General features: G+C 68.1%; 13 protein-coding genes. 6 read left to right on the top strand and 7 right to left on the bottom strand.

What is annotated here, in order from left to right:
* Positions 1–50 precede the first annotated feature (50 nt).
* Positions 51–812 carry an SGNH/GDSL hydrolase family protein gene (locus ACI1US_RS09915; protein ID WP_461640094.1) on the top strand — a complete coding sequence of 254 codons (762 nt, stop codon included), beginning with the start codon at positions 51–53 and terminating at the stop codon, positions 810–812.
* 7 nt (positions 813–819) lie between these two features.
* Here the strand turns inward: ACI1US_RS09915 and ACI1US_RS09920 are convergent, their stop codons facing one another.
* The 5 genes from ACI1US_RS09920 to ACI1US_RS09940 are packed head-to-tail and all read right to left on the bottom strand — an operon-like array spanning position 820 to position 5,099.
* Positions 820–1,215: a Fur family transcriptional regulator gene (locus ACI1US_RS09920; protein WP_461640096.1), complete on the bottom strand. Its 396-nt coding sequence runs from the start codon at positions 1,213–1,215 to the stop codon at positions 820–822.
* The gene (locus tag ACI1US_RS09925) at positions 1,215–2,066 is read right to left on the bottom strand and encodes a metal ABC transporter permease (RefSeq protein ID WP_461640098.1); all 852 of its coding nucleotides are present in this window, start codon (positions 2,064–2,066) and stop codon (positions 1,215–1,217) included. Before ACI1US_RS09925 ends, ACI1US_RS09920 begins: the two co-directional genes overlap by 1 nt.
* Positions 2,063–3,031 carry a metal ABC transporter permease gene (locus ACI1US_RS09930; RefSeq protein ID WP_461640118.1) on the bottom strand — a complete coding sequence of 323 codons (969 nt, stop codon included), beginning with the start codon at positions 3,029–3,031 and terminating at the stop codon, positions 2,063–2,065. Before ACI1US_RS09930 ends, ACI1US_RS09925 begins: the two co-directional genes overlap by 4 nt.
* On the bottom strand, positions 3,031–3,846 hold the full coding sequence (locus tag ACI1US_RS09935) for a metal ABC transporter ATP-binding protein (protein ID WP_461640100.1): 816 nt from the start codon (positions 3,844–3,846) through the stop codon (positions 3,031–3,033). The genes ACI1US_RS09930 and ACI1US_RS09935 overlap by 1 nt, the downstream gene beginning before the upstream one ends.
* Positions 3,843–5,099 carry a metal ABC transporter substrate-binding protein gene (locus ACI1US_RS09940; protein ID WP_461640102.1) on the bottom strand — a complete coding sequence of 419 codons (1,257 nt, stop codon included), beginning with the start codon at positions 5,097–5,099 and terminating at the stop codon, positions 3,843–3,845. Before ACI1US_RS09940 ends, ACI1US_RS09935 begins: the two co-directional genes overlap by 4 nt.
* A 192-nt stretch (positions 5,100–5,291) precedes the next feature.
* Here ACI1US_RS09940 and ACI1US_RS09945 point away from each other — a divergent pair, with 192 nt between their 5' ends.
* The 5 genes from ACI1US_RS09945 to ACI1US_RS09965 all read left to right on the top strand — a co-directional run bounded on the left by ACI1US_RS09945 (position 5,292) and on the right by ACI1US_RS09965 (position 9,363).
* On the top strand, positions 5,292–5,750 hold the full coding sequence (locus ACI1US_RS09945) for a hypothetical protein (RefSeq protein WP_461640104.1): 459 nt from the start codon (positions 5,292–5,294) through the stop codon (positions 5,748–5,750).
* 26 nt (positions 5,751–5,776) lie between these two features.
* Positions 5,777–7,201, top strand: coding sequence for an amidase (locus ACI1US_RS09950; RefSeq protein ID WP_461640106.1), 1,425 nt, complete (start codon positions 5,777–5,779; stop codon positions 7,199–7,201).
* 24 nt (positions 7,202–7,225) lie between these two features.
* Positions 7,226–7,999, top strand: coding sequence for a sulfite exporter TauE/SafE family protein (locus ACI1US_RS09955; protein WP_461640108.1), 774 nt, complete (start codon positions 7,226–7,228; stop codon positions 7,997–7,999).
* Positions 8,000–8,041: 42 nt separating this feature from the next.
* Positions 8,042–8,254 (top strand): heavy-metal-associated domain-containing protein, encoded by a 213-nt coding sequence (locus tag ACI1US_RS09960; protein WP_461640110.1) that lies wholly within the window; start codon positions 8,042–8,044, stop codon positions 8,252–8,254.
* Between the two features lie 107 nt (positions 8,255–8,361).
* Positions 8,362–9,363 (top strand): cation diffusion facilitator family transporter, encoded by a 1,002-nt coding sequence (locus ACI1US_RS09965; RefSeq protein WP_461640112.1) that lies wholly within the window; start codon positions 8,362–8,364, stop codon positions 9,361–9,363.
* A 16-nt stretch (positions 9,364–9,379) separates the two neighbouring features.
* On the opposite strand, the gene ACI1US_RS09970 is transcribed toward ACI1US_RS09965, so the two are convergent.
* Together ACI1US_RS09970 and ACI1US_RS09975 are read right to left on the bottom strand one after the other, a co-directional pair.
* Complete coding sequence (locus ACI1US_RS09970) at positions 9,380–10,387, bottom strand: MBL fold metallo-hydrolase (RefSeq protein WP_461640114.1); 1,008 nt, start codon at positions 10,385–10,387, stop codon at positions 9,380–9,382.
* Between the two features lie 65 nt (positions 10,388–10,452).
* Positions 10,453–11,843: cytochrome b/b6 domain-containing protein (locus ACI1US_RS09975; protein ID WP_461640116.1), on the bottom strand; the 1,391-nt coding region annotated here is incomplete at its 5' end.

An 11,843-nucleotide genomic window follows, 5' to 3' on the forward strand; every position in this document is an offset into this window, starting at 1 on the left:
AGGCCAAGTTTGCTGCACCATGCCGCGACAAGGCGGCGTAGGCTGGAGCGATGGCAGTCATTCGCTACGTCGCAATCGGAGACAGTTTTACCGAGGGAGTCGGTGACGAACAACCCGACGGCAGCGTGCGCGGTTGGGCAGACCTCGTCGCGCAGGGCCTCGCCGACGCGACCGGCGAGCCGATCGAGTATGCAAACCTCGCGATCCGCGGCAGGCTGCTCGCGCCGATCCTCGCAGAGCAGCTCGAGCCGGCGATCGCGCTCGGCCCGACGCTGCTGAGCTTCAACGGTGGCGGCAACGACATGCTGCGCCCGGGAACCGACGTTCCGTCGATCATCTCCGACACCGAGGGCGCGCTGCGCCGCATCCAGTCCGCGGGGATCGAGCCGCTGCTGCTTGCCGGCGCGAACCCGACTGCCGGGCTGCCGAACGGCTCAACCGTGAGTAAGAAGGGCAGCGAGCTGACCGCCGCGGCTGGCGCGGTCGCCGAGCGGCTCGGAATCCGCTTCTCAAACAACTGGAGCGACCCGGAGCTCGCGCTCAGCCAGTACTGGTCGCGGGATCGGCTCCACCTCGCACCGGTCGGTCACCACCGCGTCGCCGCCAACGTGCTGCGCACCCTCGGCTATGACGCACCGGCCGACTGGGTGCTGACCGCGGAGCCGCTCGCCGTCCCGACGATGCGGGATCAGCTGCAGTACACCCGCGAGCACGTGCTGCCGTGGATCGGGCGCCGGCTCACCGGCCGTTCGAGCGGCGACGGCCGCACCGCGAAGTACGCCGAGTTTGTGACGGTCGCGCCCAGGCGCTGAGCCCGGGCTACTCGGCCGCCGAGCAGCTCGGGCACAGCCCGAACAGATCCACCACGTGCCCGATCTCGGTGAAGCCGTGCTTCGACCCGACGCGATTCGCCCAGTCCTCCACGACGGTCGCGGCGAGCTCGCGCGTCTCGCCGCACTTGCGACACACAAGGTGGTGGTGGTGCGCGGTCGTCTCGCACGAGCGAAACAGCGTCTCCCCCTCGGGAGACTGTAGCGAGTCGGCGTCACCGACCTCCGCGAGGTGCGCGAGCGCGCGGTACACGGTCGCGAGCCCAACGGTCGATCCACCGTCTTTCAGGCGTCGGTGCAACTCTTGGGCGCTCACAAAGCCCGGCGCGTCAACGAGTTCGACGCGCACCGCTTCGCGCTGCCAAGTATTTCGCTTCGGCTGCATCACTCACCTCCCGTGATCACTGCAGCTGGAGAACCAGCTCTAACGCTAGCGGAGACTCCGGGGAGCTTCTTCACAAGCACCGAAACGCCGAGCGCCACAACATAGACCGCGGTCGCTGCAAGCCCGATCGCCCCGCCCGCCGCGATGTCAAACGCACGCGACGCCCACAGCCCCGCGAGCCCACTTCCGACGCCGAGCAGCGCGGCAATCGGGGGCACCCAGGCGATTGTCGGCGCGAGCAGCCGTGCTGCCGCAGCGGGCGCGATGAGGATCGCCACCCCGAGGATCGCCCCGACAGCCGGCATAGCAACGACGACGGAGGCGGCGATGACCGCAACCACCACGAGCTCGACCGGGCCCGACCGGAAGCCCGCAGCGGTGAAACCCGCCGGGTCGAAGGTGTGGAAGAGGATCCGCCTGCCGAACAGCGCAACCGCGCCGAGCGACAGCACCAACACCGCGGCCGTCGCCGCCACGTCGCTGCCTGACACTCCGAGCGGGGACCCGACGAGCAGCGCATCGACTGGCACCCCGAGGCCGGGGTTGGCGCTCGAGAGCAGCGCACCGAGCGCGAAGCCGAGGGACAGCACGATGCCGCTCGACACCTGGCCGCCCTGGCCGGGGATCCGCGAAAGCAGGCCCATGAGCAGCACGAGCAGCGCAGCAAACAGCGCCTGCCCGATGAGCAGATTCCAGCCGGCGAGCGCGAAGATCACACCGCCGGGGAAGGTCGCGTGGCTGAGCGCGACCGCGAAGAACGACCGCCCTCGAAACACGATGAGTGTGCCGGCGACGCCGGCGAGCAGGCCGAGCAGTACCAGTTCGAGCGCTGCGAGTCCGAGGTAGCTCATGCACACACCCCCGTTCGTGCGCCGGCGGGCCGGTCAGGCTGCGCGGTAGCTGCAGCGGCCTGCGTGCGACGATCCCGATTCTTTTTGAACGCGCGCACCGCCACCGACCCGAGCACCGCAGCGCCGTAGATCGCGACGAGGGTGAGCACGATCATCGCCCCCGGCGAGGCCGAAACCTCCCCGCGCAGCGACCACTCGAATGACCCCCAGAGCCCCGCAACTCCCGCCGCAAGCGTCACGAGCGCCGCAACGGGCGCGAGGAGTAGCAAGCGGCGCGTGAGGAGCCGCGCGACCGCGACGGGCAGCACGAGGATCGCAACAACCATGAGCACCCCGAGCGCCTGCACGCCCGCCACGACGAGCAGCGCAACCGCGATGTTGAGTGCAAGGTCTGCTCGAAACTCGCTGAAGCCCGATGCCCGGAAGCCTGCCGGGTCGAACGCGCGAAACAGCTGTGCCCTGCGGGTGAGCAGGATGATCGAGATCGCGAATGCGGCGACGACGGCGATCTGCCAGAGCTGCGCGTCAGTCACCGTGAGGATCCGCCCAAACAGGAGCTCCTGCAGCTGCGAAACGTAGCTCTCGCTGCGGGAGACGAGCACAATACCGAGGCTGAAGAGGCCGGTGAGCACGACGGCAATCCCGGCGTCTCGCGATGCTACGCTGCCGCCGCGGTGTGAGCCGCTGCGCCCGAGCAGGGTAAACAGCAACGCCGCAAGCACGGCGGCGCCGACCGCCCCCGGGAGCAGCCCCGCGGTTCCCCCCACCATCGACCCAATAACCAGCCCCGGGAAGACAGCGTGCACCAGGCCGTCACTCACGAACTCGAGTTCGCGGAAGTTGATGAAGACGCCGACGATCGCGGCGGCGACCGCGAGCACCGCGATCGCGATGAGCGCGCGCTGCATGAACGGCAGGCCGAAGACGCTGACGACGCCGGGCGCAGCCTGCACGACACCGAGCATCACGGCGTATCGACCTCTCGCCTCGTGGTGACAGTGTGCTCGTCGATCTCGACCGTTGAGTCGTGGAAGGCGTGCTGCACGGCGTCGAGCGTGAGCGCCTCCTCGAGCGTGCCGAATGCGGCGGGGTGGCCGGGCTCCCCCGGCTCGTGGCCGCTCGCGAGAAGCAGCACGTGTGTGCAGGCGGCCTTCGCGATCTCCAAGTCGTGCGTGGAGACGATCACCGTGCGGCCCACCTCGCGCTGCCGGGCGACGAGGTCGAGCAGCATCTCACGGTTGTCACGATCGAGACCGTTGAATGGCTCGTCGAGGAGCAGCAGACTCGGGTTCGAGACGAGCGCGCGCGCAAGGATCGCCCGCTGCTGCTGCCCGCCCGAAAGCTCGCCAAAGAGACGCCCTGCAAACGGCGCAAGCCCGACGAGTTCGAGCGAGCGCTGCACTGCTTCTCGGCCCGCCCGGCCAATACGTCGGAACGGGCCGGCTTCGCGGTACAGCCCCATCGTTACGACGGTCTGCACCGTCACCGGCAGGCTCGTGTCGCGCGCATCCGACTGCGGCAGCGTGCCGACGCTGCGCCTGGCAGCCTCTGGTGTGGTGCCGAGCACGCGGGCGCTTCCCGCGGTGATGTCAGCGAGCCCCAGGATTCCACGCAGCAGCGTCGACTTTCCCGAGCCGTTCGGCCCAATGAGCGCGACCGCGGCACCCGTGGGAACGCGCAGGTCAAGATCCTCCACCCGCGTTACGCCACCGTACCCAAACGCGGCCCCGCTGAGCTCAAGCGCCGCGGCGCCTGCGCCACTCACGATTTCGCCACTCACGACTTCGCCCCCAGGGTCGCGGGGAGTTCGGAGACGTCTGCGCCCCACGCCTCAAGGATCACGCGGGTGTTGTGCACGGTCGCTCCAACGTAGGTGGCCGCTGCGCCGTCGGCGGGCCCGAGGGAGTCTGCGTAGAGCGCCTCGCCGTCCACCACAGTCACCCCGGCCTCGCGGGCGATGGTGCGGGCGAGCTTGGGGCTCATTGAGGATTCGACGAAGATCGCACGCACTCCGCGTTCCTTGATGCGGGCGGTGAGCTCATCGAGCTCTGCCGCGCTCGGCTCGGCGTTGTCTTCAAAGCTTGGCATGATCGCGCCAGCGTAGCTGATGCCGTAGTCGTGGAGGTAGTAGCGAAGCGAGTCGTGGCCGCTCACGAGCACGCGCTGCTCGGCGGGGACCCGCTCGAACTGCTCGGCGACCCAGCTGTCGAGCTCAGCAAGCTGGGCTTCGTAGGCTGCTGCGCGCTCACGGTAGTCGTCGGCGTGCTCGGGATCGGCTGCGGCAAGGCCGCGGGCTACCTCCGCTGCCATGAGGGAGGCATAACGCGGGGAGGTCCAGAGATGCGGGTTCACGTCGCCGTGATCGTGATCGTGATCTGCGTGATCGCCCTGGTCGCCGTGATCGCCGTGGTCGTGGTCATGGTCATGGCCTGCGTGGTCGCCGTGATCATGGCCTGCGTGGTCGTCGGCTTCGTCAGCATGTGGCTCGGACGCGTGGTCGTGGCCCTCGTGGGAGTCCTCCGCGTGCGTTTCAGCACCGTGCTCGTGCCCGCTCTCAGCGTCAGTGCCGTGCGCATCAGTGCCGTGCGCGTCAGTGCCGGGGGTTCCCGTGGCCGCCTCGTCCTCCCCTTCAGCCGTGATCTCCTTCGCCTCAGCGAGGTCGATACCGTCGGCCGCGGTCACAAGCGTGCCCGTGAACCCTGAGGCCTCAATCGCGGAGTCGATGAACCCCTCAAGTTCGGCACCGTTCACGATGAGCACATCGGCCTGGCTGAGTGCGACGAGTTCGCGCGGCGAGGGATCGAAGTGGTGCGCCGAGGCGCCGGCTGCGAGCAGGCTCGTCAGCGAGATATCGTCGCCGCCGATCTGCTGTGCAAAGTCTGCGAGCTGAGTGGTGCTGGTCACGACGTTGAGTTCGCCTGCGCCAGAACCCGGCGCAGTCTCGGCGGCGGGGCTGCAGGCACTGAGCGCCAGCAGTGCGGCGAGCGCGGGAATCAGGGCTGCAGCACGGCGGGAGGAAGTGGAGTAGGGCATAAGAAGCTTTCTAAATGAGAACGGATCTCAGTCTAACTGCTCATGAGAACCATTCGCAACAAGCACAAGTAAATCACCGCACGCGAACCTCAACGCCTGCCGCCACACGGCCGCTCCTGCCCACTAACTCAGGGATCCAGCGCGGGCGGGCTACGATGGGTGGGCAGTCGTCCGCCCGAGAAGGAGCCCCCTGTGACCGTTTCGTCGACCACCCGCCGCAAGCTCGCCCCAGCAGCCATCATGGTGCTTGCCGTGCTCGGCGCCCTGGCCCTCATCGTCACCTTCGTCATGCAGGTAGTTTCGGACGCACCACCCCGCGGCACCGACGAGATCCGGTCGCAGATCATCACCGAGATCCAGGAAGGCCCCGAGATGGGCAAGGAGGCGGGCAAGCTGCGCCCCGAGACCCTCGAGGTCATCGACCGCTCGGGCGAAGACGTCTTCGCTTTCGCGTTCCTCACTACCACCGACGCGCTCGGCATCGGCCTGCAGACCGCCAGCGGCGCGAGCTACTCCGTCGCCGCGCCGGGCGAGCAGGTCAACTCGCTCGAGGCCATCATTCCGGCTACCGAAGGCACCACCAACTACGAGCTCTCGGTGCGCCGCAGCGGCAGCGGAAACGGCTTCGAGCACACCCTCACCGCCCAGTAACATCCCCGGCGCGTAGCATCGGGGGCATGGGTACTTTCGCGTCGCAGCCTGAGCCGTTCGCCTCCGCCGTCGGACTGCAGGACTCCCTACGCCGCGGCGACCTATCCGCGGTTGAGGCGACCGAGCATTACCTCGGGAGAATCGCCGCGCTCCCAGAGCTGGGTGCGTTCGTCACGGTGACCGACGAGACCGCGCTGGGCGACGCCCGGGCAGCCGATGCGCTGTTCGCCCGGTGGCGAGGTGGCGACGCGGAAGGCCAGCGGGAGCTACCCGCGCTGCTGGGTATCCCGACCGCCCACAAGGACATCGTCGATGCCGCGGGTGTGCCCACTTCTTCTGGCAGCGCGGCTCGCCCGTCGCAGATCGCGGCTGCGGATCATCCGGTCGTTGCGCAACTGCGCGCCTCCGGCACGGTTTCGCTCGGCAAGACTCAGGTACCCGAGTTTGGCCTCACCTCCTACTCCGAGAACCTTGTCGCGGCACCCGCGAGGAACCCGCTCGCGCCGGCACGCACACCGGGTGGCTCGAGCGGCGGATCTGCCGCGGCCGTCGCGGCGGGGCTCCTGCCGTTCGCGCCGGGCAGCGATGGCGGTGGATCGATCCGAATCCCCGCCCTCGCGTGCGGCCTCATCGGCCTGAAGCCCGGCCTGGGCACTGTTCCGGGGGATGTGACGCGGGGCTACGAAGACAGTTTCGGTGCCCCCGTGCTCACTGTCTCCGGCCCGATAGCCCGGACCCCCGCCGATGCGGCGCTGCTCATGGACGCGATGACGGCGCCGAGCTCGCGGGGCGCGCATAGCGATGCCGTGCACCGCGCCGCGAGCCTGACGGGCCTCACCGTCGCCGTCAGCTCCGCATCGCCCTTCGACGCGGCGCTCGACGTCACACTCACGGCGGAGGCGCTCCGCGCGTTCAGCACCGCCGCCGAGCGACTCGCCGCTGCCGGGCACCACGTCACCGAGGCAGACTTTCAGTACGACCCCGACTACTTCGAGTTCTTCACCGAGGGCTGGATCGCAGGCCTCTCACTGCTGGAGTTCACGCCCGAAGAAGAGTCGCGGCTCATGCCCCTCACCCGGGGAATGCGGCGGCGGGCGCTCGCCCGCTCGCTGCCACAGCATCGCGAGAACGCCGCGAGGATGCGCGGTTTTGCGCGCGAGGTCCAGTTGATGTGGGGACAGAGCGATATTGTGCTCACCCCGGGCCTCGCAATGTTTCCCCCGCTCGTGGGCGAGTTCACCGCGCTTTCCCCTGACGACGATTACGCGCTGCAGTGCCGCTGGACCCCGTTTACGTCGATGGTGAATGTCGCGGGGCTGCCGGCGATTGCGGTACCGATCCTCTCCGACGCTGCGGGGATCCCTGGAGGCGTGCAGCTGATTGGCCGCCCTGGGAGCGAACCGCAGCTGCTCGCGCTCGCGGAACAGCTGACGCAGGATCGCGCCGCCTGAGCCGCCGCTGAGTAGGCTGAGGGAATGCCACTGTCGCCCTTCGATCTCCCACCGGCAACCTGGGCGCTCCTCGCGTTCGCGGCGGTGCTGGTGGGGGTGTCGAAGACGGCGCTGCCCGGCATCAACACCATTTCGATCGCGATCTTCGCCGCCGTGCTCCCGGCAAAGGCCTCGACCGGGGCCCTCTTGCTCCTGCTCATCGTCGGCGACGTCTTCGCCCTCATCAGCTACCGCAGAGAGGCCGACTGGCGGGCCCTGGTGAAGCTCATCCCGTTCACCGCGCTGGGGCTCGTGTGCGGGGCGGTGTTCCTCGCGCTCGCAGAGGACACCTGGGTGCGCCGACTGATCGGCGGGATCCTGCTCTGCCTGATCGCAATCAATCTCACCCAGCGCTGGCAGCGGCACCGCCGGGCGGCAGGCGGTTCTGGATCACCGGAGCGGGCGGCGCTCGCGGCACGCGTCGGGTACGGCTCGCTCGGTGGCTTCACGACCATGGTGGCCAACGCTGGCGGACCAGTCATGTCGCTGTACTTCCTGACGGCGCGGCTGCCAGTGAAGACCTTTCTGGGAACCGCCGCATGGTTTTTCGCTGTGATCAATCTCGTGAAGCTGCCCATCTCTGCGGGCCTCGGACTGTTCACGACCACAACGCTGCAACTCGACCTGTTGCTCGTGCCGGGCGTCGTTATTGGGGCGTTCGTCGGGCGGTGGATCGCCGCGCGCATTCGCCAGCAGGCCTTTGAATGGGCGGTGATCGCGGGCACCGCGCTCGGCGCCCTCTACCTGTTGATGCGCTGAACACCGGTTGCGACGTACCCCTAGGGGGTATAAATTGGGGCTATGAACACCACCGAATTTACCGTCACGGGCATGACCTGCAGCAACTGCGAGAGCCACGTGCGCGAGGAAGTGAGCGGCGTTTCGGGCGTCACCAGCCTCGAGGTGAGCGCGGCAACCAGCGTGCTGCGCGTCTCCGCGGACGGCCCTGTCGACGAGGCCGCGGTCATCGCTGCCGTTGACGAGGCTGGTTACACGGCGGTCGTCGCTGCGTAAGGCAGCTGGGCCACCTGATCTGACTGCGCGGAGCCCCACCCGAGTCGCCATCCTGCGCGCAACGAGTTCCTGAATCACGCACTGAATCGGCGGGTAACATGACGAAGATGGACGAGCAAAACTGCGAACCGGAGTTCAGCGCCGGTCACCCCGCCGCCCCGGCAGCCGCGGCGGGCGAGGACGGCCACGGCGGTCACTCCCACGGGCTCGAGGGAGCAGCCACGGCGACCGGTAAGCACCGGAAGCGACTGATCCTCGTACTCGTCATCACGCTCAGCGTGTTTCTCGTGCAGATCGTCGGCGCCTTCATCTCGAAGTCGCTTGCGCTGCTCGCGGACTCGGGCCACATGCTCACCGACGCGACCGGGGTCGCCATCGCACTCCTCGCGAGCATCATCGCGACCCTCCCCGCGAACTCCAAGCGCACCTACGGGTACCTCCGCGTGGAGGTGCTTGCGGCGCTCGCCAACGGCATTGTGCTTGGCGTCATCGCCGTCGTCATCTTCGTGCAGGCTATCTCGCGCTTCGGCTCAGAGGTCGAGGTGCAGTCCACCCCGATGCTCATCGCCGCAGTCATTGGCGCGGCCGCGAACCTTGTCTCGCTGCTCATTTTGCGCTCCGGGCAGAAGGAAAGCCTGAACGTCCGCGGCGCCTATCTCGAGGTACTCGGTGATCTGCTCGGATCCCTCGCGGTCATCGTGGCGGGCATCATCATCGCGTTCACCGGCTGGATGATGGCCGACCAGATCGCCTCAATCGCAATCGCGCTCCTCATCGCCCCGCGCGCATACAGCCTGCTGCGTGACGTCGTCACCGTGCTGCTCGAGGCTGCTCCGAAGGGCTTTGATGTTGAGGAGGCGCGCGCACACATGCTCGCGGTTCCCGGTGTGGTCGAGGTGCACGACGTGCACGCCTGGACCATCACCTCGGGTGTTCCCGCCTTCTCAGCCCACGTCACTATCACCGATGATTCGTGGAGCGAGCGCGGCTACCACGCGGTGCTCGACGAGCTGAAGGCGTGCCTCATGACGCACTTCCACCTCGAACACTCGACGCTGCAGCTCGAACCCGAGAGCCACCGCATCGCGGGGCTCCGCATGCACGAGTAGCCGGGCACCCGGAGCGCTACTGCGCCGCTGCAAGCACGCGCGCCCGATGCATGTCGGTCTGCGCGAGCGCGGAGATGCGCGACACGATCGGCAGCGCATCCCAGCCGCCCGTCCAGCTCAGCTTGCTCGCGAGATCCCACACACCGAGGCCGGGTTCAGCCGCAAGCAGCCGCACAGCCTGCGCCGTCCGGGCCTCGTGATGCGCGCGAATCTCTGCGCTCCGGGCACCAAGACTCGTGAAGCGGAAGCCGTGTCCCGGAAGCACCTCTGCGTCAGCGTAGGGCGCAAGCCGCTCGAGTGACGCGTAGTACTCGCCGAGTGGATCGGCGGCGCGCCTCCCCCCGAGGGCGATGCCCGGGTTGATGACCGGCAGCACGTGATCCCCCGTGAAGACGACGCCCGCACTCTCCACCGCAAGGCACAGGTGCCCGGTGGTGTGCCCGGGAGTATGGATCACGCGCGCCTGGTAGTCCCCCAGCTGGAGGAGATCGCCGTCAGTGATTTCGCTGTCGATAGTGACCGCGCTACCAAAGTCTGCGCGCGCGGTGGCGATCGCCAGCAGCTCCGCCCTGAACTGCGTCGGAACACCCCACTGGCCGAGCATGTCGCCAACGTCGTGCCCCGCAGAGAACTGCAGCCCTTCCCTGACCGCTGCCGCCTCCGCCGCGTGCATGCGCACAATCGCTCCCGACGCCTCGCGGATGCGATTCGCGAGCCCCGTGTGGTCGAAGTGCAGGTGCGTGAGCGTCACCGTCGCGATGTCACTGATTTCGCGACCGAGCCCCGCAAGCGCCGAGCTGAGCGCTGCCCAGTTTTCGTCGGTGTCGAGGCCAGCGTCGATGAGGTGCACTGCGCGCGATTCGCCGCCCGCGAGGATCGCGTAGCTGAAGGCGTAGCGCGGCTGCATGCCGGGCATGTTGAGGGCGATGGCGTGGATCCCCGGCCGAACCTCTTCGATCTCCGGCAGAGTGCCGTTCTTCAGCGCATTTCGCTGATTGTCGCTCGTCGGCCGTACGGGATCCACTGCCACACCTCCTGGTGCTCGTTGTGTGCTGTGCGCGTTGTGTGCTCTGCTGAGATGGCTCTCCGCTAGCGGTTGCTCACCTTACCGAACAGGTTCGCGATGGGCGCGATCAGGAGAGGCCGCGTGACCACCCATGCGATCGCGATCGCCACGAGCCCGGCGGCGAACATCCAGAACCCGAACCATCCGGCGCCGTCGTTGCCCGCGTACATGTGGTTGAGGTTGCGGAGCGCGCCCGTGGTCATCACGAGGAACACGTGAATGATCACGAAGACGACAAAGAACAGCATCGTCGGGTAGTGGAGCGCGCGCGCGAGCGGGGCCGGGAAGACCCTGTCGAGCTTCGCGTTGTCCTTCGGCCACCACTCGCTCATGCGAACGCCAGTAATGGCGGCGATGGGCGCTGCGATGAAGACGATGATGAAGTACATGAGCTGCTGCAGCGCGTTGTAGTTCACCCAGCCGTTCTCCACAGGCCAGTCGAGCGTGAGGTACTGCAGCATCGCCGAGAGCGCGTTCGGGAACACTTCCCAACTCGTCGGCACGATTCGCGCCCAGTGCCCGGTGACGAACAGTAGCACCACGAAGATGATGCCGTTCGCGAGCCACAGCAGGTCGATGCTCGTGTGCAGCCAGAGGTGGATCGAGATCTTCTTCCCGCCGCGCTTCGGAGTGAAGAACGCGTCGGGCTTCTGCTGGTGCCTCACCATGAGGCCAGAGCGCACGATCAGCACCATGAAGAACAGGTTGAGGAAGTGGGTCCACCTCGCCCACGCCGGGAAGCCCTCGTCGGCGACGACTGCGGGCTCGTACTCACCCGGGTAGCGCTCGACGAATTCGGGCACGCCAGGCAACGTCGTCACACCGCGGGCGGCGAGCACGATGACCCCGGCGAGCACGATAAGGCCGGCGACGCCGAGCGAGCCAAGCTTCACCCACTGCGAGAGCGAGCGCGAGCCGATCATGCGCGGTTCGCGCTTCGGCTTCGCCGGTGCCTGTGCAGGAGCCGATGCCGATGCCGGAGCCGGAGCCGGAGCCGGCGTTGGTGCAGCAGCGGCGGGTGCCGCTGCAGGCATCGCTGGCTGTTCGGCGGGAGCCGGAACCGTAGCCGGAGCTGCGGCGGGAGCGGGCGCTGCGACGGGAGCCTGCGCCACGGCGGGCGCGGGTGCAGCCGGTGCTGCCGACGCCGACGCCGGGGCGGGTGCAGCCACTGTCGGAGCGGGCGTGGCGGTGGCAGGCTCGGGGGCGAAGCCCTCGGCCGGCCACGGCTCGCCACCAGCGACGCGTGGGAGCCCCCGACGAAGCGGGGTGCTTCCGAATACGACGGCCGCCGCTACTGAAGCTGCAGTCGGCGCCGCACCAGGGGTGACGGTGGTATCCGCACCTGCTTCGGCAGCATCAGCGTTCTCAGCTGCAACAGCAGGTGTCTCGGGTGCGGCCGGCTGTGCGGCTTCCG

Origin of the sequence: Leucobacter sp. BZR 635 (assembly GCF_048061935.2) — a bacterium.
In the GTDB taxonomy this organism is placed as follows: domain Bacteria; phylum Actinomycetota; class Actinomycetes; order Actinomycetales; family Microbacteriaceae; genus Leucobacter.

Bases quoted from the DNA above. Each gene is read 5' to 3' on its own strand.
- ACI1US_RS09915 (WP_461640094.1), top strand. From the start codon at position 51: ATGGCAGTCATTCGCTACGTCGCAATCGGAGACAGTTTTACCGAGGGA.
- ACI1US_RS09920 (WP_461640096.1), bottom strand. From the start codon at position 1,215: ATGCAGCCGAAGCGAAATACTTGGCAGCGCGAAGCGGTGCGCGTCGAA.
- ACI1US_RS09925 (WP_461640098.1), bottom strand. From the start codon at position 2,066: ATGAGCTACCTCGGACTCGCAGCGCTCGAACTGGTACTGCTCGGCCTG.
- ACI1US_RS09930 (WP_461640118.1), bottom strand. From the start codon at position 3,031: ATGCTCGGTGTCGTGCAGGCTGCGCCCGGCGTCGTCAGCGTCTTCGGC.
- ACI1US_RS09940 (WP_461640102.1), bottom strand. From the start codon at position 5,099: ATGCCCTACTCCACTTCCTCCCGCCGTGCTGCAGCCCTGATTCCCGCG.
- ACI1US_RS09950 (WP_461640106.1), top strand. From the start codon at position 5,777: ATGGGTACTTTCGCGTCGCAGCCTGAGCCGTTCGCCTCCGCCGTCGGA.
- ACI1US_RS09955 (WP_461640108.1), top strand. From the start codon at position 7,226: ATGCCACTGTCGCCCTTCGATCTCCCACCGGCAACCTGGGCGCTCCTC.
- ACI1US_RS09960 (WP_461640110.1), top strand. From the start codon at position 8,042: ATGAACACCACCGAATTTACCGTCACGGGCATGACCTGCAGCAACTGC.
- ACI1US_RS09965 (WP_461640112.1), top strand. From the start codon at position 8,362: ATGGACGAGCAAAACTGCGAACCGGAGTTCAGCGCCGGTCACCCCGCC.